The sequence below is a fragment of the Actinocrinis sp. genome (assembly GCF_035650855.1).
In the GTDB taxonomy this organism is placed as follows: domain Bacteria; phylum Actinomycetota; class Actinomycetes; order Streptomycetales; family Catenulisporaceae; genus Actinocrinis.
In genome coordinates this window covers 1-20,365 of record NZ_DASRGV010000030.1, presented here as the reverse complement: position 1 = coordinate 20,365, position 20,365 = coordinate 1, and the positions used below count along the sequence as shown (strand labels likewise).

At 69.1% G+C, this 20,365-nt stretch carries 18 protein-coding genes and 1 pseudogene; 8 read left to right on the top strand and 11 right to left on the bottom strand.

What is annotated here, in order from left to right:
• The first annotated feature begins 28 nt into the window (after nucleotides 1-28).
• Nucleotides 29-1,612: an Hcp family type VI secretion system effector gene (locus tag VFB40_RS02625; protein WP_324847633.1), complete on the top strand. Its 1,584-nt coding sequence runs from the start codon at nucleotides 29-31 to the stop codon at nucleotides 1,610-1,612.
• 22 nt (nucleotides 1,613-1,634) lie between these two features.
• Here VFB40_RS02625 and VFB40_RS02620 read toward each other — a convergent pair whose 3' ends face one another.
• On the bottom strand, nucleotides 1,635-2,645 hold the full coding sequence (locus VFB40_RS02620) for a YncE family protein (protein ID WP_324847632.1): 1,011 nt from the start codon (nucleotides 2,643-2,645) through the stop codon (nucleotides 1,635-1,637).
• Here VFB40_RS02620 and VFB40_RS02615 point away from each other — a divergent pair.
• Nucleotides 2,644-2,850 (top strand): hypothetical protein, encoded by a 207-nt coding sequence (locus VFB40_RS02615; RefSeq protein WP_324847631.1) that lies wholly within the window; start codon nucleotides 2,644-2,646, stop codon nucleotides 2,848-2,850. The two genes, VFB40_RS02620 and VFB40_RS02615, sit on opposite strands and share 2 nt — an antisense overlap.
• Nucleotides 2,851-2,866: 16 nt before the next feature.
• On the opposite strand, the gene VFB40_RS02610 is transcribed toward VFB40_RS02615, so the two are convergent.
• From VFB40_RS02610 to VFB40_RS02595, 4 genes are all read right to left on the bottom strand, one after another.
• Nucleotides 2,867-3,706 (bottom strand): polysaccharide deacetylase family protein, encoded by an 840-nt coding sequence (locus VFB40_RS02610; protein WP_324847630.1) that lies wholly within the window; start codon nucleotides 3,704-3,706, stop codon nucleotides 2,867-2,869.
• Nucleotides 3,707-3,771: 65 nt separating this feature from the next.
• Nucleotides 3,772-4,536, bottom strand: coding sequence for a Maf family protein (locus tag VFB40_RS02605; protein WP_324847629.1), 765 nt, complete (start codon nucleotides 4,534-4,536; stop codon nucleotides 3,772-3,774).
• A gap of 55 nt (nucleotides 4,537-4,591) precedes the next feature.
• Complete coding sequence (locus VFB40_RS02600; protein WP_324847628.1) at nucleotides 4,592-4,867, bottom strand: acyl-CoA carboxylase subunit epsilon; 276 nt, start codon at nucleotides 4,865-4,867, stop codon at nucleotides 4,592-4,594.
• Nucleotides 4,864-6,441, bottom strand: a complete 1,578-nt coding sequence (locus VFB40_RS02595; RefSeq protein WP_324847627.1) for an acyl-CoA carboxylase subunit beta — start codon at nucleotides 6,439-6,441, stop codon at nucleotides 4,864-4,866. Before VFB40_RS02595 ends, VFB40_RS02600 begins: the two co-directional genes overlap by 4 nt.
• A gap of 154 nt (nucleotides 6,442-6,595) precedes the next feature.
• On the opposite strand from VFB40_RS02595, the gene VFB40_RS02590 reads away from it, so the two are divergent.
• The 3 genes from VFB40_RS02590 (at nucleotide 6,596) to VFB40_RS02580 (ending at nucleotide 10,236) form a co-directional block, all read left to right on the top strand.
• On the top strand, nucleotides 6,596-7,549 hold the full coding sequence (locus VFB40_RS02590) for a biotin--[acetyl-CoA-carboxylase] ligase (protein WP_324847626.1): 954 nt from the start codon (nucleotides 6,596-6,598) through the stop codon (nucleotides 7,547-7,549).
• Between the two features lie 112 nt (nucleotides 7,550-7,661).
• Nucleotides 7,662-8,183: a PH domain-containing protein gene (locus tag VFB40_RS02585; RefSeq protein WP_324847625.1), complete on the top strand. Its 522-nt coding sequence runs from the start codon at nucleotides 7,662-7,664 to the stop codon at nucleotides 8,181-8,183.
• 316 nt (nucleotides 8,184-8,499) lie between these two features.
• A complete protein-coding gene (locus VFB40_RS02580) occupies nucleotides 8,500-10,236 on the top strand; it encodes a GGDEF domain-containing protein (protein WP_324847624.1) in 1,737 nt (578 codons plus the stop codon).
• 185 nt (nucleotides 10,237-10,421) lie between these two features.
• Here VFB40_RS02580 and VFB40_RS02575 read toward each other — a convergent pair whose 3' ends face one another.
• Both VFB40_RS02575 and VFB40_RS02570 read right to left on the bottom strand, forming a co-directional pair.
• On the bottom strand, nucleotides 10,422-11,609 hold the full coding sequence (locus VFB40_RS02575) for an endo-1,4-beta-xylanase (RefSeq protein WP_324847623.1): 1,188 nt from the start codon (nucleotides 11,607-11,609) through the stop codon (nucleotides 10,422-10,424).
• Between the two features lie 225 nt (nucleotides 11,610-11,834).
• The gene (locus tag VFB40_RS02570) at nucleotides 11,835-12,347 is read right to left on the bottom strand and encodes a MarR family winged helix-turn-helix transcriptional regulator (RefSeq protein WP_324842388.1); all 513 of its coding nucleotides are present in this window, start codon (nucleotides 12,345-12,347) and stop codon (nucleotides 11,835-11,837) included.
• 152 nt (nucleotides 12,348-12,499) lie between these two features.
• Between VFB40_RS02570 and VFB40_RS02565 the strand changes: the two genes are divergently transcribed.
• Nucleotides 12,500-13,330 carry a methyltransferase domain-containing protein gene (locus tag VFB40_RS02565; RefSeq protein WP_324847622.1) on the top strand — a complete coding sequence of 277 codons (831 nt, stop codon included), beginning with the start codon at nucleotides 12,500-12,502 and terminating at the stop codon, nucleotides 13,328-13,330.
• Nucleotides 13,331-13,373: 43 nt separating this feature from the next.
• Here VFB40_RS02565 and VFB40_RS02560 read toward each other — a convergent pair whose 3' ends face one another.
• From VFB40_RS02560 to VFB40_RS02550, 3 genes are all read right to left on the bottom strand, one after another.
• On the bottom strand, nucleotides 13,374-14,048 hold the full coding sequence (locus VFB40_RS02560; RefSeq protein ID WP_349261311.1) for a TetR family transcriptional regulator: 675 nt from the start codon (nucleotides 14,046-14,048) through the stop codon (nucleotides 13,374-13,376).
• Nucleotides 14,049-14,055: 7 nt separating this feature from the next.
• Nucleotides 14,056-15,033 carry an acyl-CoA desaturase gene (locus VFB40_RS02555; RefSeq protein ID WP_324847621.1) on the bottom strand — a complete coding sequence of 326 codons (978 nt, stop codon included), beginning with the start codon at nucleotides 15,031-15,033 and terminating at the stop codon, nucleotides 14,056-14,058.
• A 179-nt stretch (nucleotides 15,034-15,212) separates the two neighbouring features.
• Nucleotides 15,213-16,397: a winged helix-turn-helix domain-containing protein gene (locus tag VFB40_RS02550; RefSeq protein WP_324847620.1), complete on the bottom strand. Its 1,185-nt coding sequence runs from the start codon at nucleotides 16,395-16,397 to the stop codon at nucleotides 15,213-15,215.
• 407 nt (nucleotides 16,398-16,804) lie between these two features.
• Between VFB40_RS02550 and VFB40_RS02545 the strand changes: the two genes are divergently transcribed.
• Nucleotides 16,805-18,235: an NAD(P)/FAD-dependent oxidoreductase gene (locus VFB40_RS02545; protein WP_349261312.1), complete on the top strand. Its 1,431-nt coding sequence runs from the start codon at nucleotides 16,805-16,807 to the stop codon at nucleotides 18,233-18,235.
• A gap of 162 nt (nucleotides 18,236-18,397) precedes the next feature.
• Entirely contained in the window at nucleotides 18,398-19,690 is a 1,293-nt protein-coding gene (locus VFB40_RS02540; protein WP_324847618.1) for a class I SAM-dependent methyltransferase, read from the top strand.
• On the opposite strand, the pseudogene VFB40_RS02535 reads toward VFB40_RS02540, so the two are convergent.
• Nucleotides 19,674-20,365 (bottom strand): annotated as a pseudogene (locus VFB40_RS02535) (hypothetical protein); the annotation flags it as partial. The gene VFB40_RS02540 and the pseudogene VFB40_RS02535 sit on opposite strands and share 17 nt — an antisense overlap.

The window sequence follows — 20,365 nt, the reverse complement described above, 5'->3', positions numbered from 1 at the left end:
TCAGTCCCGACCCGGAGTGGCGCCAGTCGTGCCGATACCCCCGAAGACCCCCTCGCGCGTGTTCCGCACCGCCCCCGCAAAGGCGGCGCTGGCGGTGGGCGGTGCCGCCGTCGCCGCCTGCGCCCTGCTGGCCTTCCCGGCGACGGCCTCGGCAGCGTCCGGCTCGGCGAACCTCCTCATCCGGCCGTCGCGTCCGTTTCCGAGCTTCAGCTTCCCGGGGCCGCCGCCGAGCACGCAGTTCCCGACCTCCGGCGGCACGACCATCGTCCCGGTGGGCGTGAAGAAGTCCAGCGCGCCGAAGCACTCGGACCAGCCCCAGTTCAGCTACGTCTCCACGTTCTCGCCACAGCCGGCGGCCTCCAGCGCACCCGCGAACACCGCGAGCGCGAGCTGTCTCGCGAACGGCCAGCCGGTCCCGGGCCCGCGCGGCGACCTGGACCTTCCGGGCATCAACGGCACGTCACAGGACGCCGGTCACACCGGCGCGCTGCCGATCGACACGCTCGGCCCGACCGCGATGCTGCCGCCGCAGATCGACTCGGCGAATCTCGGGCAGCTCAAGGTGACCCGGCCCGTGGACGCGACCTCGACGAACCTGTCGATGGTGGCCAGTTCCGGCTACCGGTTCCCGTGCGTGCACATCGAGGTCGGCCCGGGACAGGGCTTCGCGAACGCCGAGTACGCGCTCGTCAACGCGGGTCTGGTCGCGGACGACCGGTCGGGTTCGACGGAGACCCTGACGTGGACGTACTCGACGATCTTGTGGTCTTACACGCTGCCGGGCTCGACGACCCTGCACCAGGGCTCGGGTGAGATCAACGCGCAGCCTGACCGGACGACCACCTCGCTCGTGACGGACTCGAAGGCGGTAGCGGCGGGGACGATTGGGCTGACGCTCGTCGTCTCACTCGGGTTGATCGCGCTGTACATCGTCGGTAGGCGCCGCCACAAGGCGCGGTACCGCGCGCGCTACTACCGACGTGCGGCGATCCGTGCAGAGCGCGAGGGGATGCCTGCGGCGCCGGTCTTCGCGATGCAGGCGACTGGGCCGGGCGAGCAGGTTGAACCGGCTCAGTCGGCCGAGGCCTGGGAGCCGCAGCCGGGCGAAGCCGTGGATGTTGTGGAGGCTGCCGAGGTCGCCGAAGCTGGCGAGGTCGCGGAAGCTAGCGAGGCCGAGGCGGTTGAGGCCTCCGAGGCGGTCCCTGCATCGGAAGCCGTGGCTGAGACCGTATCGGAAGCCGTGGTCGAGCCTGAGGTCGTCGAGGAATCGGAGCTCACCGAAGAACCTGAGTTGGAATCGGCGGAGGCCGAACCGGAAGCTGAGCCGCTCGCGGTCGCGGAACCAGTCGAGGCGGAGAGCGAGCCGGAAGCCACCGAACCCGAGGCCGAGACGGAGCCGGGACGCGATGCCGAGATCGAGGCTGAAGTCGAGGCTCAGGAGCCCGCCGCACCCGAAGAGTCAGCCGAGCCCGAGGAACCGGCCGAAGCCGAAGCCTCCGCGTCGGCTGAGAAATCGGATCCGGAATCGGAGTCGGAGTCCTCACAGGAGCCGAGCGAGTCAGAAGCCGAACCGGTGCCGGGCGACGATCACGAACCGGCCGCTGCTCGCTGACTCACCGCCCGCCGACCGGCCGCTATCGGAAGATCCCGGTGTGCCCAAGCGAGTACCGGCCGGGCTGCGGATACACGCACAGACCATGCGGTCCGCTGCCCACCGGGATACGCGCGATGAGATGTCCGTCGATCGTCGAGATCGCGTACACCTCCGCGTTGTACCGCCCCGCCAGCCACAGCACCGTGCCGTCCGCTGACACGCCGCCCATATCCGGGCTCGCCTTACCCGGGATGCGCCACAGCGCCTTCACCGAGCGCGTCGCGAAGTCGAGCACCGAGACAGAGCCCTCGCCACGGTTCGACACGTAAAGCGACTTGGAATCCCGGCTCACGTACAAGCCATGCGCACCGAGCCCGGTGTGGATGAACCCGGTCACCTTGAAGTTGTCGCCGTCGAGCGTCCACAGCCCATTCGTCGCCATGTCCGCGACGTACCAGACTGAGCCGTCCGGAGCTATCTTCACGTCCTGCGGCATCGCGCCTGACTTCAGCGTGATGACCCCGAGCAGCTTGTGCGCTGCCGTGTCCACCTTGAGCAGTTGGCCGGAGAACTCGCACGACGCGATGAAGTACGTGCCATCCGGCGAGAAGTCCGCGTGGTTCACGCCCGCGCACGGCACCGGCAGTATGTCCTGGATCGCCATCGTGTGCGGGTCACGGAACACGATCTGCCGGTTCGCCTCCGCCATCACCATGGCCGACTTGCCGTCGGGGGTGAAGTAGAGGTTGTACGGGTCGTTTACCGGCACCGGTTTGCCGAACGCACCGGTGCGCGGGTTGATAGGTGTGAGCGAGTTACCGAGGTCGTTGTTCACCCAGAGCGTTTGCAGGTCCCAGCTCGGTACGACGTGCTGAGGCTGATGCCCTACCGGTACCGTCCGCACGACCTTGTACGTCGCCGGGTCGATGACTGAGACCGTGTCGGAATTGCTGTTCGGCACGTACACGTACGACGGCATGCCCTTCACCGCGTCGGACAGCTGATTCGGTCGATCGGCGGCGTAAAGGTCCTCAGGGTTGTATTCAGGCATGCCTGCGAGACCTGACCGCAGCTGGATCGTCGGAGACGGAGACAGTGACGTACCGCTTCCGGTCCTGTGCGGTGTGCCGACGGCCGCCGCGCCCTGTGTCGTGTGCGAGCTGGCAGCCGAGCCGTTCGTCCCCGAGCCGAACAGCGCGCAGCCGCCGACCACCGCACCTGTCGCCACGACGGCCGCGCTGCCGAACCAAGCCTGACGTCGGCTGAGACCGTTCACCGGTGTGCTACCTCCGAGATCGAGAGGGGCTGCGGGAAGAGCTCGGAAGCCGTGACGGCCTGCAAGCCGCGCGTGCGCAGGCCGTCCAGGATCGCCGGTAGCGCGGTGACGGTCCCGGCGTGGCCCAGATGCATGGAGACCACGTCGCCGGCGTGCACCGCCGATAGCACGTTGTGGACGACTGCGTCCGCGCCGGGGTCGGTGTAGTCGAGCGAGTCGAGGTCGTACGAGAGCACCGTCTGATAACCGGCGCGCACCGCTGCCGCGCGGACTGTAGCCGTCGCGTGCTGCGCTTGCGACGGGCGGAACCAGCGGCCGCGCGAGCCGGTCAACTTCTGCAGCCGCGTTGCGCAGTCCTCGATCTCTGCGTAGGCCGCGTCCGCGCTGAGCGCGTCGATGTCGATGTGATGCTCGGTGTGATTGCCGAGTTCGTGGCCGCCGTCGAGCACTCGGCGTGCCATCTGTGGATACGTGCCGAGCCACCGACCGACAGCTAGGACCGTGACACGCGCGCCGGCCCGCTCTGCCTCGGAGAGCAGTGCGGTAGCGAGTGACGGAGTGCCGTCGCCATGAAACGTAAGGGCGACGCCGTTAGCGACAGCGGCGCGCGGTACCGCACTCCCGGATGCGGAGACGGCGACCGGGGGACCCGTGCCTGACGCCGTGGAGGTTGCGGAAGGTCCCGGTTGCCTGGTGCTGCCTGCGTGGCCCCCTCCGCCCGCCGACGAGCAACCTTCCGTCGCCGCCGCGACCGCACAGGCCGTCCACGCGGCACGCAAGGCGTCCCTGCGTGACAAGGACAGGGTGCGCCACGGCTCGTCCTCCGGGACACTCACGCACCGACCCTATGTGAGGCGGAGTCAGCAGGTAATCGCCCCTTTCGGCTAACAGGGTGAAGCGATCAACCCTTCAGGGGATCTGGCCACAGATCGGCGACCGAGACGCCGAACTCGGCGAGCATCAGCCGCAGCAGCGGCAGCGAAAGACCGATCACGTTCGACGGATCGCCGCCGATCGACTCGACGAACGATCCGCCGATCCCGTCCAGCGTGAACGCACCGGCCACGTTCAGTGGCTCTCCGGTGGCGACATAAGCCTCGATCTCGGCGTCCGAGACGTCGGCGAACTGCACCAGGGTCGCGCCCGCGCGGGTGATCTCGCGCCAGTCGCCGCCTCGGTCGCCAGTACCGCTACCGGTACTGGTGCCGTCACTGCCGCCGGCCCCGGCGTGGCCGGTGTCGTCGCCTTCGGCCGCACTGGCATCTTCGGTAGACAAAGCAGCCCGGTCAGACGCGGTCTCCGCTTCCGAGACAGCGTCAGCATCCGTGGGCCGGGTGTCGATCAGGCAGTGTCCGGTGACGAGAATGCCCTCCCGACCCCGCATCGTCTTCCACCGCCGGATGGCGTCCTCCGGGTCGGTCGGCTTCCCGAGTGCGTTGCCGTCCAGGTCGAGCACCGAGTCACAGCCGATCACCAGCGCGCCCGGCTCCACCCGCCTGGCCACGGCGCGCGCCTTGGCACGCGCCAGGACCAGCGCCAACTCGACCGGGCTCGTGGCGTCGAAGGCGTCCTCGTCCACGCCGCTGACGATCGCCTCCGGCGAGAAGCCCGCGTTGCGCAACAGGGTCAGTCGAGCGGGCGACTGCGAGGCCAGTACGAGTCTCAAGATCGCTGCTTTCCGGTCGCCGGATAGTCAAATGGTCGGATGTGCGCCAGCGCAATCAACGCGGGAGTGCGGAGGCCCGCCAGCCGCCGGGGGACGGCCTGCCGGGCCAGCGCATGTTCCGCGAGCGGTCCGTCCAGCCGGAGACCTTCGGCGGCGCGGCCGGTTCGCCGGGCGCCCCGGCCGCCTGGCCCGCGATCACCGCGACCAGCGCCGCGAGCTCTTCCGGGCTCGGCTGGCCGCGCACGACCCTGAGCACCGCCGCGTCCTGCGTGCTCTCCGCGTCGTCGGCTTCCGAAGTCGCGTTCGTCACCATGGCCCCGATCGTCGTCACAGCGGGATGTTTCCGTGCTTCTTGGGCGGCAGTTGCGCGCGCTTGGTCCGCAGCGTACGCAGCGTCCGTGTCACGAACGCGCGAGTCTGCGAGGGCTCGATGACCGAGTCCACGTAACCACGCTCCGCCGCGATGTACGGGTTCATCAGCGTGTCCTCGTAGTCCGCAATCAGACCGGTGCGCATCGCCGCCCGATCCTCCGCCGCCGCGAGGTCACGCTTGTACAGCACGTCTACCGCACCGGATGCACCCATCACCGCGATTTGCGCCGTAGGCCACGCCACGTTGATGTCCGCACCAAGGTGCTTGGAACCCATCGCGTCGTACGCGCCGCCGTATGCCTTACGCGTGATGACCGTGATCATGGGCACAGTGGCCTCTGCGTACGCGTACAGCAGCTTCGCCCCGCGCCGGATGATGCCGTCCCACTCCTGGTCGGTACCGGGCACGAAGCCGGGCACGTCGACGAAGGTCAGGATCGGGATGTTGAACGCGTCACAGGTGCGGATGAACCGGGCCGCCTTCTCCGAGGCGTCGATGTCGAGGCATCCGGCCTTCATGATCGGCTGATTGGCCACGACGCCGACCGAGTGCCCCTCCACCCGTCCGAAGCCCACCACGATGTTCTGCGCGAACAGCGGCTGCACCTCGAGGAAGTCGCCTCCGTCGAGTACGTGCTCGATGACCCGGTGCATGTCGTAAGGCTGGTTCGCCGAGTCCGGGACCAGCGTGTTCAGCTCCAGGTCGAGCTCGCTCTCGGCCAGGTCGCCGTCCAGCTCGAAGACCGGCGGGTCCTCCAGGTTGTTCTGCGGCAGGAAGGAGAGCAGACCCTTGACGTACTCGATCGCGTCCTTCTCGTCCGCGGCCTGGTAATGCGCTACACCGGACTTGGTGTTGTGCGCGTGCGCCCCGCCGAGCTCCTCGTGGCCGACGTCCTCGCCGGTCACCGTCTTGATCACGTCCGGCCCGGTGATGTACATGTTCGAGGTCTTGTCGACCATGACGACGAAGTCGGTCAGCGCGGGGGAGTAGACCGCGCCACCCGCCGCGGGGCCCACGATCAGCGAGATCTGCGGGATGACGCCCGAGGCGTGCACGTTGCGCCGGAAGATCTCGCCGAAGGCGCCGAGGGAGACCACGCCCTCCTGGATGCGCGCGCCGCCGCCGTCGTTGAAGCCGACCAGCGGGCAGCCGATCTTCATCGCCAGGTCCATCAGCTTGGCGATCTTCTCGCCGTTCACCTCGCCGAGCGAACCGCCGTAGATCGTGAAGTCCTGCGAGAACACGCACACCGTGCGGCCGTCCACGGTGCCGTAGCCGGTGACCACGCCGTCGGTGTACGGCCGGTTCTTCTCGATGCCGAAGTTGGTCGACCGGTGCCGGGCCAGCTCGTCCAGCTCCTGAAACGAACCCTCGTCGAGCAGCAGCTCGATGCGCTCACGTGCGGTCAGCTTGCCCTTGGCGTGCTGCTTCTCTACGGCACGCTCGGAACCGGCGTGTACCGCCTCATCGAGATGCGTACGCAGTAGGGCGAGCTTGCCTGCGGTCGTGTGGATGTCGATCTCTTCGGCCATCGTCGCTCGTCACTCCCTGAACGGTCGGTACCTCCCGGTCGAGCAGGTCGCTCCGGGGGCTGGAGACAATCTATATGAGCGCTTCGCGCACGCACCGGACACGTTCCGGCACGCTCGAAGCGACAATGTATATGCCGCGCTCTAGGCTGCGACCATGGCCTCCGTCTACAGCGATCTCAATCGCCCGCCGTTGAACGAGCACAGCCTGCAACGCGCCCTGATGGTGCCCGGCATCGCGTTCGGCGGGCACAGCATCGCGGCGCTGCGCCTGCTTCCGGAGGTCGATTCCACCAACACCGCGCTGCTCGCCGCCGCAGCGGACGGCGCTCCGCACGGCTCGGTCGTCATCGCGGAGTCGCAGACCGCTGGCAAGGGGCGCCTCGGCCGGTCCTGGATCGCCCCGCCGCGCTCCGGCCTGTTCTTGTCCATCCTGCTGCGGCCCGAGGTGTCCCCGGCGCACTGGGGCTGGCTGCCTCTGCTCGCCGGCGTCGCCGCGCGCTCGGCGATCTCCCGGGTTGCGGAACTCGACGTGTGGCTCAAGTGGCCCAACGACCTCATCCTCGCCGAGCCGGCTGACAGCTCATCAGGCGCCACGGAATCAGGCAGCGCCAGATCAGGCGCCACCGAATCAGGCAGCGCCGAATCAGACAGCAGCGTCACGGATTCCGGTTACGGCGTCGGGCGAAAGCTCGGCGGCATCCTCGCCGAACAGGGTGGTACCGCAGCGCAGCCGTGCGTGGTCATCGGCATCGGTATCAACATCACGCTGCGCGCTGACGAACTGCCCGCACCGCACGCGACCTCGCTTCTGCTCGCAGGCGCTAAGGTCACCGACCGCGACACGATCCTGCGTGCGTTGCTGCGTAGCTTCGGGTCCTGGTACACCGACTGGGCCGAATCCGGGGGAGACGCCGAACGCTGTGGTCTGACAGCCGCCTACCGGGCCGGTTGCGCGACGCTTGGTCGCGAGGTGCGTGCCGAATTGCCAGGTGGCAGCGCGGTTTCCGGCCAGGCGATCGACCTCGACCAGGACGGCAGGCTCCTCGTCCGCGACGCGAGTGGCGCTTCGACGCCAATTGGCGCCGGAGATGTTGTGCACTTGCGATAAGCGCAGTAATAGCGCACCGTCCCGATCGCATGCCAGGATTCGCCCATACACAAGCGCGGTGGAATCGGCGCCGGTCCGAACGGCCGCACACTAAGAGGGGACAAGGACGGTCATGGGGTACCCACAGCGGCTGCTCGCCGAGGGAGAGCGGATCGACCTGCAGCTGCGTCCGCACTGGAAGGCTCTCGTGCTGCCGGTGATCACGCTCATCCTCACCTTCGGCATCGGCGGCTTCCTCGTGGCCATAGCGCCCAAGCACGGCACGGGGGCCCAAGCCAGCTGGATCGCCATCGGCGTCGTCGCGCTCGGCATTCTCGTCTGGTTCGCCCTGCGCCCCTGGGTCATCTGGCTGAACAGCAACTACGTGATCACCAACCGCCGGCTGATCATCCGCCTCGGCTGGATCCACCGGGTCGGCCGGGACATCCCGCTGGAGAAGATCAACGACGTCTCCTTCCGGCACGACTCGCTGCTGGACCGGATGCTCGGCTGCGGCACGCTCGTGGTCGAGTCGGCCGGCGAGCACGGCCAGGTCGAGCTCGACGACATCCCGCACGTGGAGGAGACCCAGCGGGAGATGGCCACGCTCATCTCCGGCGACCCGGCGCCCCAGGCCCGGCAGAACCAGAACTGACGCATCCGCCGCACCGGCGCGCCCCCTGCACGCGTCTAAGTCCGAGACGGCCCGCGCTCGGCGGCGCGAAGCAAGCGCTCGGCGCGCCGGTGATTCGCGGCGCTCGTCGCGGGGCGAATCAGGGAACGGCCCGATCGCGTGCGGCGGTCCGGGCCGGGTTCCTTGGTCGCTCCAAATCACCTTAGAGCGGTATCGTTGCAGTCCGTACGCCTCCGGATGCGGCCGGCGGCTCAATAGACGCCTACCGGGACCGACCAGGACATTTCCGTCCCGATCGGCCACCCCGCCAACCCCATCCCCTCTCTATTGCGAGTAGGTGAGTCAGGTCACCGGAGCGCACGACGTCACCAGGCCGCGGCCGGGTTCGGAAGCCCATGCCGCCGCGCGGTTGCGCGCGCTGACCGGTTTCGCGAAGTCGATGGCCGCGGCGCACTCGGTCGAGGACGTCATCCGCATCGCCGCCCGCGAAGCCCAGCGCGATCTGCGCGCGGCGGTCGCCTCCATCTCCATGTGGGAACGGCAGACCGGCCGGCTGCGGGTGCTGGCCAACCACGGCAAGCTCGCCACCGGCGAGTCCGCATTCCCGAAGGACGAGTCCTACCCGGTCTCCGACTTCCCCGAGATCCTGCTGAGCGAGGACGACCTCGGCCCGTGGATCCAGGTCGCCGACGACGAGTACGGCGACCCCAAGCGCGTCTCGATGCTGCGCCGCCGCGGCCGGCACTGCGCGCTGATCGCCCCCATCGTTTACAACGGCCGCGCGTGGGGCGAGCTGTTCGCCGCCCGCACCGTCGACCAGCCGATCTACGACCGCGAGGACGTCGACTTCGCCGCGGCGCTGACCGCGCAGATCGCCGCCGGCCTGGCCAAGGCGGATCACGTACGCCAGATCGAGCGTCTCGCCTACACCGACCAGCTCACCGGCCTGGCCAACCGGCGCTCGTTCGACGCGCGGCTGGACGCGGCGATCGACCGGCACGCCAGCGACGGCACCGTGGTCTCCCTCATCGTGTGCGACGTCAACGGCCTCAAGCGGATGAACGACGGACACGGCCACGACCACGGCGACGCCCTGCTCGTGCAGCTCGCCGGCGTCATGTCCGCGGCGGCGGCGCTGCTGCCCGGCTCGCTCGCGGCGCGGCTCGGCGGTGACGAGTTCTGCGTGCTGATCGAAGGCTACGGCGCCGACGATGCGGTACGCGTCGCGGAAGAGCTATGCACCCTGGCGCTGACCGTACGCGGCGGTGAAGGCGTTGCGTGCGGCGTGGCGTCCACCGGTGACCGAATCGGCGACGTCATCACGCGCGACCGTCTGTTCCGTCTGGCGGACGCGGCTCAGTACCGCGCGAAGCGTTCCCGCTCCCTGCACCCAGTGGTCGCAGGACGCGGACAGCCGCCGGACGCTGCGGTCTTCGCCCTGCCGTCCCCACGTGCCGTCCCGCCTACGCCGGGTGCTCCGGTACCGGACCGGCGCGTGTACCGGGGCCGCACCGGTATTGCGATCGAGTCGCTGCTTACCGAGGCGTTCTCTGCGTTGGACGAAGAGGCGCGTCGTACCGCCTCTGCGGTACCGATCGTCGACCGCGTCGAAGTAGTCGCAGACGTCGTAGCGCGCGGGCTAGACGCAGCGTCCTGGTACGTCTACAGCAAGCCAGGGCCCGTCGAACCACTCTCCGTCGTGCGCTACTCGGTATACCGCACTCCGGCCGAGCCGGGATTGGGAGACGAGAGCCTCGTCTCCGCAGCGCAGCCGGTCGGCCCGGAGCACTTCATGGGCATTGAGGATCTGCTGCTCAGCGGAGGCGAATTCCTAGAGCTGACCGACGGCGCCTTCGACAGCGAGCCGGGCAACGGTTACGGCTACGCGCCGGAGCCGCCGCCGGGCGCGGCCAAGCTCGCGGCCGCCGGATACACCGGGGCGGTGACCATCGGCTCGCCCGCGCCCGACCGCTCGCAGTGGATGGTCGCGGTGCTGTTGGATTCGATCTCCAAGCAGCCTGCTCCGGCTGTGCCGCTGCTGCGTGCGTTGCTGGCCGCCGCGTTGCTGCGTTAACAAGACGGCGCTGCCCAAGGCGGCGCCAGGTAAGGAAGAACGGCCCGGGTCCCGATCCGCGGAAGTACACCGACATACTTCTGCGAACCGGGACCCGGAGTGTTACGCGGCCGCGATCGCTATAACGGCTGTACGGCTATCGCATCGTGCAGGCGGTGCAGGTAGCGCTAGCGGTGCCGGCAGCGCTAGTGGTTCATGCGCGTCGGGACGCGCCGCGGCGCGCCGTATGCCGCCAGCTTGAGGTCCTGCTGCAGGTCGAAGTAGGCCGGCTTCGGCTGGAGGTTGACGTCGTAGATGTTGGCGAAGCCCTCGCCCTTGAAGAAGCCGGGGACCCAGGAGTCCTTGTCGCCGAAGCCCCAGACGGTGAACGAGATGCACTCGGGGACGGAGAGCGCGGCCTTGAGCATCTGCGAGTACTCATACGGGTGCGCGAAGGTGGCCAGGTGGTCGGTCGGCACCTGCGTGTCCGGGCCGTCGACGAAGGTGCGCACGTCGGCCTCGGTGATGGCCACCTTCAGCCCCAGGCCGGCGAAGCGCTTGAGGTTGTCGGCCATCTTCGTCGGGAAGCCGTACTGCGTGTCCAGGTGGCCCTGGTCGCCGACGCCGTGGATAGGCACGCCCTGCGCCAGCATCTGCTTGAGCCAGGCGTACGCCGCGTCGCTCTTGGCGTTCGTCCCGTCCTCGCCCGCGATGTTGTAGTCGTTGTAGAACAGCAGCGCGTGCGGGTCGGCCTCGTGGGCCCAGCGGAAGGCCTGCGGGATGATGTCCGGCCCGAGGTTGACGATCCACCAGTTGGTCGGGTCCAGCTTGGACGGGTTCGAGTCGGTGAAGAACTCGTTGGCCACGTCCCACTGCCAGATCCGGCCGCGGTAGCGGGTCACCTCGGTGAAGATGTGCTGCTTGAGCAGCGAGGCCAGCTCGGTCTTGCTGATCGTGCCGTTCGCCACGCCGGCGGTCAGCCAGTCGGGCAGCTGGTTGTGCCACAGCAGCGTGTGGCCGCGCACCAGTTGGCCGTGTTGTTCGGCGAACTTGACCAGCCGGTCCGCGCCCGACCAGTCGTAGACCCCCTGCTGCGGTTCGACCACCTGCCACTTCATCTCGTTGCCCGGGGTGACCACGGAGAACTGCTCGGCCAGCACGGCCGCGTAGTCCGGGGTGTCGAGGTCGAACGGGATGACCGCGGTGCCGAAGCGCAGGCCTATCCGCGCGGCCAGGTCACGCAGTGACTGTGATCCTTCGTTCTGGGATGAGCCGTCCGAATCGCCGCCGGGCCGGGCGGACCCGGTGGTGGCGGCGCTGGCGGCGGGGGTGGCAAGACCGGGCACCGCGAGCGCCCCGGCCGCACCCATCGCGAGGAAACTCCGTCGTCTCATTGCGATTGCCTCCTCTTAAGGCCAAAGAGCCGCTTCGCCCGATCCGAAAGTTTCGGAGTGGCGGACGTAAGGGCTAGGCAAAAGTATGCGTGCCAGATTTCCGTGTCAACGGTCGAAACGCTTCGACATCGCGCCGAGTTGCGAGCACGGCGCAGGTACAGGTGAGAGCCTCAGCGTCGAGAAACTATCGAAACTTTCGAACCTTGAATGATAAGCAGCCAGAGGCTAGTCGCCCTGAGCGGCGTCGAACGGCAGCGTCAGCGTCCGCAGGAGGTCGGCGAGCTCGTCGAGTCGGTCGCCCGGCAAGGCGGCGAGCAGTTCCCGCTCGTTCTTGAGCAGCCCGGCCAGCGCCGAGTCCGCCATCTCCCGCCCCGCCGCGGTCAGCCGCACGAGCACGCCGCGCCGGTCCGCGGGGTCGGGGCCGCGCACGACCAGCTCCCGCGCCGCGAGCCGGTCGATGCGGTTCGTCATGGTGCCGGAGGTGACGAGGGTCTGGGTGAGCAACTGGCCGGGGGAGAGCTGGTAGGGAGCGCCGGCCCGGCGCAGCGCGGAGAGTACGTCGAACTCCCACGGCTCGAGCCCGTGCTCCGCGAACGCGGTACGCCGCGCCCGGTCCAGGTGCCGGGCCAGCCTGGTGATCCGGCTGAGCACTTCAAGCGGCTGGACGTCCAGGTCGGGGCGCTCCCGGCGCCAGGCAGCGACCAGTCGATCGACCTCGTCCCGCGCCGCTTCCGTCATGCTGTGCCTCCACCCTCTGCCCACTGGCCCCCGCTGCCCGCCGGTTCGCGATCAGTCTATCAAGACACTTGACGCCAAGCATCTTGACATCGAGATATATGCGCTGCCAGGATTCCGGAGTATCTTGATGTCGAGATAATCGGAGGGGCGTCATGCCGACCCGCAGCCAGTCGACCGCCTGGGATCCCGCACGCTACCTGCGCTACGCCGACCAGCGCGGCAGGCCCTTCCAGGACCTGCTCGGCCGCGTGCCCGCCGAGCAGCCGCGCCGCGTCGCCGACCTCGGCTGTGGACCGGGCAACGTCACCGCGCTGCTGTGCCGGCGCTGGCCGCAAGCGGCTGTCGTCGGCGTCGACAGCTCCGCGGAGATGATCGAGGCGGCGACGGCCGGCGCCGAGGAAGAGCTCACCGCCTCCGGGCGCCTCAGCTTCGAACGCGGAGACGTACGCGAGTGGCAGCCCGCTGAGCCGGTCGACGTCCTGATCACGAACGCCACGCTCCAGTGGGTCCCCGGCCACCTCGGCCTGCTGCCCTCGCTTCTCGGCCGCGTCGCTCCCGGCGGCTGGTTCGCCATGGGCGTGCCCGGCAACTTCGGCGCGCCCTCGCACACGCTGCTCGCAGACCTTCAGCGCGACAGCCGCTGGGCAAACCAGATCACCGGTGAGCAGTTCCGCCCTACCTCTCACGAGCCTGCTGAGTACCTGCGTGCCCTGACTGAGGCCGGCGCGGAAGCCGAGGTGTGGGAGACCACGTACTACTACGTGCTGCCGGGCGTGAACGGCGTGCTCGACTTCGTCTCCTCCACGGCGCTGCGTCCTGTGCTTACCGAACTCGGTGGACCGGGTACAGACGCCGCTCACGCATTCACCGAGGCGTACGCGGACGCTCTGCGTACCGCCTACCCGCCCGAAATGCTCGGCGGTCGTACCGTGCAGGTGCTCCCATACCGCAGGCTGTTCGCCATCGCGCACGTCCCGGCGTAACGCGCCGTTCGCGGCCGCGGCGCTAGCCGCAGCGTGCTTGCGGTCAGCCCCGCCGTCGCGTCAGCAGGCGCGGATGGTGTTCCAGTCCGGAGAGCCCGTTCCAGGACAGGTTCACCAAATGCGCGACCACCTCGTCCTTGGTCGGGTGGCGCTCGTCCAGCCACCACTGCCCGGTGAGCGCCACCATGCCGACCAACATTTGCGAGTACATCGCGCCGAAGGCCGGGTCATAGCCGCGGTTGGAGAACTCCACGCCCAGGATGTGCTCGACGCGCGTGGCGATGTCGCTGATCAGCGAGGCGAAGTTGCCGGTCGAGGCGGCCACCGGCGAGTCGCGCACCAGGATGCGGAACCCGTCGCTGTGCGACTCCACGTAGTTCAGCAGCGCGAAGGCCGCCTGCTCGAGCAGCTCGCGCGGATGCCCGGCGGTCAGCGCGGAGGTCACCATGTCCAGCAGGGTGCGCATCTCGCGGTCGACCACGACCGCGTAGAGCCCCTCCTTGCCACCGAAGTGCTCGTAGACCACCGGCTTGGAGACACCGGCCTTCGCCGCGATCTCCTCCACGCTGGTGGCGTCGAAGCCGCGCTCGGCGAACAGCGCCCGCCCGATCTCCAGCAGCTGCTCGCGCCGCTCCTTGCCGCTCATCCGGACCCGGTGCGCACCCTGCCCCTGTTGTGCCCCCGGTGCCTGGTGCGCAGCGTGGCCTTGACTCGTCACACGGTCATCATGCCGTACGGCGCGCCGCCACCCGGGCCGCGCTCGGCCAGCGGACATCGCGCGCCCAGCCGAACTTCTCGAACAGCCAGATGATCCGGGCGCTGGAGTCCACCTGCCCGCGCAGCACGCCGTGCCGGGCCGCGGTCGGGTCGGCGTGGTGCAGGTTGTGCCAGGACTCGCCCATCGAGAGCACGGCCAGCCACCAGACGTTGCCGGACTTGTCCCGGGACTTGAACGGCCGCTCGCCGACCGCGTGGCAGATCGAGTTGATCGACCAGGTCACGTGGTGCAGCAGGCCGATGCGCACGAGGGTGCCCCAGAAGAGCGCGGTCACCGCGCCCTGCCACGACCACGACCACAGGCCGCCGGCCAGCGGGGGAGCGAGCACCGAGGCGACCACGAGCCACGGGAACGCCCGGGACACCTTCACGATCGCCCGATCCTTGAGCAGGTCGGGGGCGTACTGCTTCTGGTCGGTCTGCTCGACGTCGAACATCCACCCGATGTGCGCGAACGCCAGGCCCTTCATCAGGGCCGGGATCGTGGAGCCGTAGCGCCACGGCGAGTGCGGGTCGCCGTCCTTGTCGGAGAACCGGTGGTGCCGGCGGTGGTCGGCCACCCAGCGGATCACCGGGCCCTCGACGGCCAGTGAGCCGGCAACCGCGAGCACCACCCGCAGCGCCTTGACGGCCTTGAACGAGCTGTGCGTGAAGTACCGGTGGAAGCCGACGGTCACGCCGTGACCGGAGATCGCGTACATGACGGCCGCGATGACCACGTCGTGCCAGCCCAGGCCCCAGCCCCAGGCGAACGGGATCGCGGCGAGCACGGCCAGGAACGGGATGCCGATGAACAGGGCGATGGCCACCCGTTCCTTGGTGGACTGGCGCAGCCCGCTGATCGTGCCGGCGCTCCCGCCTTCCTCGGCGACACCGGCGGAGACAGTTGCGGGGCTGGTGACACGAGCCGTGGTGAACGCAGTCATCGGCGTATCTGATCCCTTTCAGGCACAACGTATTCGCGGGCCGGTTAAGACCCCTACGCTTCCGTAAGTTACGGAAGCGTAGGTCTTCCGGCAAGTACAGGTGACTGACGGGGTATCAGGTGCCAGCCGCGGCGCAAGCGGCGTCAGATCCTCGCGAGATGGTCGGCAGCGCCCTGGCGTCACCCCTCGGCCGCGATCGCCGCGTGCAGGACCGGGGCCAGCTCAGCGGGCGTGACCACCTCGGCGCGCACCGCATCGCAACCGACCCACTGCGCCGCCTCGTGCAGCGCCTTCGCCATCGGCACGGCGGCCTTCGCGGAGGCCAGCGAGACCTGACGCCCGATCAGCGTTCCGCCTTCGCGCGCCGGGTCCGCCCGCCCGATCAGCTTGCCGCCGTGCAGCAGCGGCATCGCGTAGTAGCCGTGCACCCGCTTCGGCTTCGGCACGTAGGCCTCCAACCGGTGCGAAAAGCCGAAGATCCGCTCCGTGCGCCGCCGCTCCCAGATCAACGAGTCGAACGGCGAGAGCAGCGTGGTGCGGTGCCGCCCGGCCGCCCCGGACTCCAGCGCGGCCAATGCCGCCGGGTCGGCCCAGGCGTCCCGCCCCCAGCCCTCCACTTCGACCGGCACCAGGCCCGCCTCCTCGGCCAGCGCCACGAAGTCCTGCTGCGGCTTGAGGCGGTAGTAGTCGAGCAGGTCGATCTGCGTCGCCACCCCCATGGCCCGCCCTGCCAGCGCGATCATGCGCACCACGCAGGCGTGGTCGTCGAGGTCGTCGTGCAGCAGGTGCGGCGGTATGGCCCGCTCCGGAAGGTCGTAGACGCGCCGCCAGCCGCGCCGCTCGACGCACACCACCTCACCGGTGGCCAGCAACCGCTCCACCGCGACCTTCACCTCCGACCAGTCCCACCAGCCCGGAGTCTTGCGGGCGCCGCCGAGCTCGGTCGTGGTCAACGGCCCCTCCGCGGCCAGCCGCCCGGTGATCTCCGCCAGGGTGGCCTCGGAAATCACCTCATTTCCCCATACGCTGCCCCGCTCCCGGTAGTGCCTGCGGCGCAGCGCCATCATCGGCCACTCCTCGACCGGTAGCACGCAGGCCGCGTGCGACCAGTACTCGAAGGTGCGCGCCTCCCCGCGCTCGTGCGACCAGTACGCGGTGTGGATCGCCTCGCGCCCGATCGGCCCGAGCCTGGCGAAGGGAACCAGCTCCTGCGAGCGCGCCAGCACCGAAATCGTGTCCAGCTGTACCGCGCCGAGCAGCCGCAGCACGCCGGGTACTCCAGCGCGCCGGTCGATCGCGCCGAGCAGGCCCTGTGCGCGCAACGCGGCGCGGCGAGCCTCGTCGGCGGTAAGCATCGTTCCCATGCCGCGACCCTAGCGGGCGGCTCCGACAAAACAGAGTTCGTCATTAACCGGAATCGTGACCGGGCGATCACAAGGCGTATTGACTCGCCGCTTTCGACCGGGCCCCGATCGGCGCCCGACTTGCGCACCCGACACCTGCTTGACACTGTGTGTTTGTTGACGTTCGGCCAGGTACATCGCGCAAACGCCCCCCGGTGTCGAGCACTGTGCCGCACGTCATATAATCGAAACGTAAAGAGGTACAGATTTTCGCGTGGGGAGCTGGAGACACGCTTCTCACGTCCGCGACCGAAGCCCCATCGCCGTGGCAATGCGTCGAGGATCGCAGCTAATGCCACCCTCCGCTCGATGGCGAGCGATGGACGAGCCAAGTAGGACGCGTCGAAGGAACCGTGAGCGAGCCCACCATGACTAATGCGCTGACTCCTGCCGCCACAGCCTCCAACATCCCGCCGCGAATCCTGGTCATCGGCGGGGGATACGTGGGGATGTTTACGGCCCAGCGAATCCTTAAGCACCTCAAGCGCGGCGAGGCGACCGTGACCGTGGTCGACCCCCGCCCCTACATGACCTACCAGCCCTTCCTGCCGGAAGCGGCCGCGGGCTCGATCGCCCCGCGCAACCTGGTCGCGCCGCTGCGCCGGGTTCTCAAGGGCCCGAACGCCGAGGTCATCACCGGCCGCGTGATCTCGGTCGACCACACCCGCAAGTCCGCCACCATCGCCCCGAACACCGGCGAGGCCTACGAGCTGTCCTTCGACGACCTGGTCGTCGCGGTCGGCTCGGTGCCGCGCACCCTGCCGATCCCCGGCCTGGCCGAGCACGGCATCGGCTTCAAGCAGGTCGAAGAGGCCGTCAGCCTGCGCAACCACGTGATCGGGCAGATCGACCTGGCCGACTCCATCAAGGACCCGGCGCTCCGGCGCAAGGCCCTGACCTTCGTCTTCGTCGGCGGCGGCTTCGCCGGCGTCGAGGCGATCGCCGAGATGGAGGACATGGCCCGCGACGTGTCCAAGTGGTACGCGAACGTCGAGCCCGAGGACATGCGCTGGCTGCTGGTCGAGGCCGCGGACCGGATCCTGCCCGAGGTCGGCCCCGAGCTGGGCGTGTGGACCGCCGAGGAACTGCGCAAGCGCGGCATCCAGGTCAAGATGAAGACCTTCCTCAACTCCTGCGTGGACAACCACGTGGTGCTCTCCGACGGCACCGAGATGGACGCCTCCACGATCGTGTGGACCGCGGGCGTCAAGCCGAACCCGGTCGTCGAGCAGCTGGGCATCCCGCTCGGCCCCAAGGGTCACGTGGACACGCAGGCGAGCCTGCGCGTCGTCGGTTACGACCACGTCTGGGCCGCCGGCGACTGCGCCCAGGTGCCCGACCTGTCCAAGGGCCCGGGCAACTGGTGCTCCCCGTCCGCGCAGCACGCGGTGCGTCAGGCCAAGCGCCTGGCGGACAACATCGTCTCGGCGCTGCGCGGTAAGGCCGTCCAGGACTACGTACACAAGCACGTCGGTTCGGTAGCCGGCCTCGGCATCGGCAAGGGCGTCGCGAACGTGTACGGCATGAAGCTGCGCGGCTGGCCCGCCTGGCTCATGCACCGCGCGTACCACGTCAGCCGGGTGCCCACTTTCAACCGCAAGGTGCGGGTGTGCATGGACTGGGTGCTCGCCGGGTTCTTCCGCCGCGAGGCCGTCTCGCTGACCTCCTTCGAGAACCCGCGCGAGGAGTTCGCGGTGGTCGCCGTCCCGGCGGCGCTGCCGAAGCAGGCCGTGCCCGCCGCGATCGAGAGTGTGAACGGCAAGGCGCGCGACGAGCAGGTCGAAACCGCAGGAGTTTGAGCTCACGCATCGCGGCTGAGCATCTGGCAGCTACGTTTACGCGGTCGGCGCGTGCGTTAACCAACGCACGCGCCGGCCGCGTCGTGTTCGGCAGCTAAACAACACCCGGATGTTCGGGCGCATTTTGCTGCAACTGACCGCTTCGCGCCGCAGAATGGTCATGTGACTGTTGTGGAATCCGGGCCTGCGTTCGCGGTCGACCCGCAGCGCTGGCCTGACCTCGCCCAGGTGCCGCCCATCGGCGTGAAGGCCAGGCTGGCACGCAAGATCTTCGCCCAGGCCGTGGCACGCCTGCCCGTGCGTGTCGTGGGCCCCGGCGGCCGGCGGCTCGGCGGGGGCGGCGACGAGCGCTCCGCGGTCATGACCCTGAACCGGCCGCGCGAGTTCTTCGCCAGGATCGGCGCGCACGGCCTCATCGGCTTCGGCGAGTCGTACCAGACCGGAGCCTGGGACGCCGACGACCTCGCGGCCGTGCTCGGCGCGTTCGCCCGCAGAGTCGCCGACCTGGTTCCGCGTCCGCTGCAGAAGCTGCGCGGCGTGTACGTCGCGCATTTCCCGTCCGAGGAGGACGGCACGCCGGTCAACGCGCGCCGCAACATCGAGCGGCACTACGACTTGTCCAATGATCTGTTCGAACTATTCCTCGACGAGTCCATGACCTACTCCAGCGCGCTCTACGGCGGCGTGCAGGCAGCGGTCGACTACGAGCCGGACGACGAGGCCAGCGCGCTGCACCAGGCCCAGCTGCGCAAGATCGACACGATTCTCGACGCGGCCGGCGTGCGTGAGGGCTCGAAGGTGCTGGAGATCGGTTCCGGCTGGGGCGCGCTGGCGATGCGCGCGGCCGGCGAGCGCGGCGCCTACGTCACGACCCTGACGCTCTCCAAGGAGCAGAAGGCGCTGGCGGAGGAGCGGATCGCGGCGGCGGGTCTGAGCGACCGGATCGAGGTGCGGCTGGCCGACTACCGCGAGGTGGGTCCGCCGCAGGGCGCCTCGGGCTACGACGCGATCGTTTCGGTGGAGATGATCGAGGCCGTCGGCGAGCGCTACTGGCCGGAGTACTTCGAGACGATCGACCGGTTGCTCGCCCCGGGCGGGCGCGCCGCGGTGCAGTCGATCACCATGGCCCACCAGCGGATGCTGGCCACCCGCAAGACGTACACGTGGATCCACAAGTACATCTTCCCGGGCGGCCTGATTCCCTCGGTCACGGCGATCGAGCAGTCCTTGCGCGCCCGCACCCGGTTGCGCCTGGTGCGCCGGCTCGACTTCGGCGAGGACTACGCACGCACCCTGCGCACCTGGCGGGACCGGTTCGAGGCGCACTGGCCGGCGGTCAGCGCGCTGGGTTTCGACGAGGTCTTCCATCGCACCTGGCGGTTCTACCTCGCCTACTGCGAGGCTGGATTCGCGTCCGGCTACCTCGGCGTCTCGCAGCTCACTTTCGCACGCTGACCGGCGACACCTGCGGATGCAGCATCATCGGCGGCGGCAGGACGCACATGCCCGGGTCGCCGTTGACGAGCGTGACCACGAGCGTCTGCAGGTTCTGTTTCGCGGCCGGCTGTGGGTTGGCCTGGTAGACGACGATGTTCAGCACCGAGCCGGCGGGCATCGCTGAGCGGTCGATGTTCACGACCTGATCGCCGGTGTCCTTGTTCGGGGCGTGCACGGTGAAGACCTGCCGCACGAGCTCGAAGGTGGCCGGCCCGCTCGGGCACTTGGTGCTCCAGGTGTTCGGCGCGATGCTGCGCACCACCGCGGGCACGCCCGCCTGCTCCAGCACGCGCTGCAGGCCGGCCGGATCGCTGAAGACCTGATGCAGCGTCACGCTGACCGCCGAGCTCGCCGTGGTGTGCACCGACCATCCGGCCATGTCCACGTTCACCGTGCGCCCGTCTGCGCTGAGCGTCTGTCCGCTGCCGCCCGCGCTGGGCGTCTGTCCGCTGCCGTCCGCGCTGGGCAGCGACAACACCACCGCGAGGCCCACCCCGAGTACTCCGGCCACCGCGCTGCCGGTGACCGCCCTGCGCCGCTTGCGCAGCCCGCGACCCCGCGCCGCGATCTCGTCGAGCGGTCGCTGCATGCTGACCGCGTTCAGTGAACGGGCGACAGCCTCGAGTACGTCGT

What these genes read in the sequence shown, in the direction of transcription:
- VFB40_RS02615 (WP_324847631.1), top strand. Translation starts at nt 2,644, where the DNA reads ATGCCTGCGAGACCTGACCGCAGCTGGATCGTCGGAGACGGAGACAGT.
- VFB40_RS02620 (WP_324847632.1), bottom strand. Translation starts at nt 2,645, where the DNA reads ATGCCTGAATACAACCCTGAGGACCTTTACGCCGCCGATCGACCGAAT.
- VFB40_RS02595 (WP_324847627.1), bottom strand. Translation starts at nt 6,441, where the DNA reads ATGGCCGAAGAGATCGACATCCACACGACCGCAGGCAAGCTCGCCCTA.
- VFB40_RS02590 (WP_324847626.1), top strand. Translation starts at nt 6,596, where the DNA reads ATGGCCTCCGTCTACAGCGATCTCAATCGCCCGCCGTTGAACGAGCAC.
- VFB40_RS02585 (WP_324847625.1), top strand. Translation starts at nt 7,662, where the DNA reads ATGGGGTACCCACAGCGGCTGCTCGCCGAGGGAGAGCGGATCGACCTG.
- VFB40_RS02575 (WP_324847623.1), bottom strand. Translation starts at nt 11,609, where the DNA reads ATGAGACGACGGAGTTTCCTCGCGATGGGTGCGGCCGGGGCGCTCGCG.
- VFB40_RS02570 (WP_324842388.1), bottom strand. Translation starts at nt 12,347, where the DNA reads ATGACGGAAGCGGCGCGGGACGAGGTCGATCGACTGGTCGCTGCCTGG.
- VFB40_RS02565 (WP_324847622.1), top strand. Translation starts at nt 12,500, where the DNA reads ATGCCGACCCGCAGCCAGTCGACCGCCTGGGATCCCGCACGCTACCTG.
- VFB40_RS02555 (WP_324847621.1), bottom strand. Translation starts at nt 15,033, where the DNA reads ATGACTGCGTTCACCACGGCTCGTGTCACCAGCCCCGCAACTGTCTCC.
- VFB40_RS02550 (WP_324847620.1), bottom strand. Translation starts at nt 16,397, where the DNA reads ATGGGAACGATGCTTACCGCCGACGAGGCTCGCCGCGCCGCGTTGCGC.
- VFB40_RS02545 (WP_349261312.1), top strand. Translation starts at nt 16,805, where the DNA reads ATGACTAATGCGCTGACTCCTGCCGCCACAGCCTCCAACATCCCGCCG.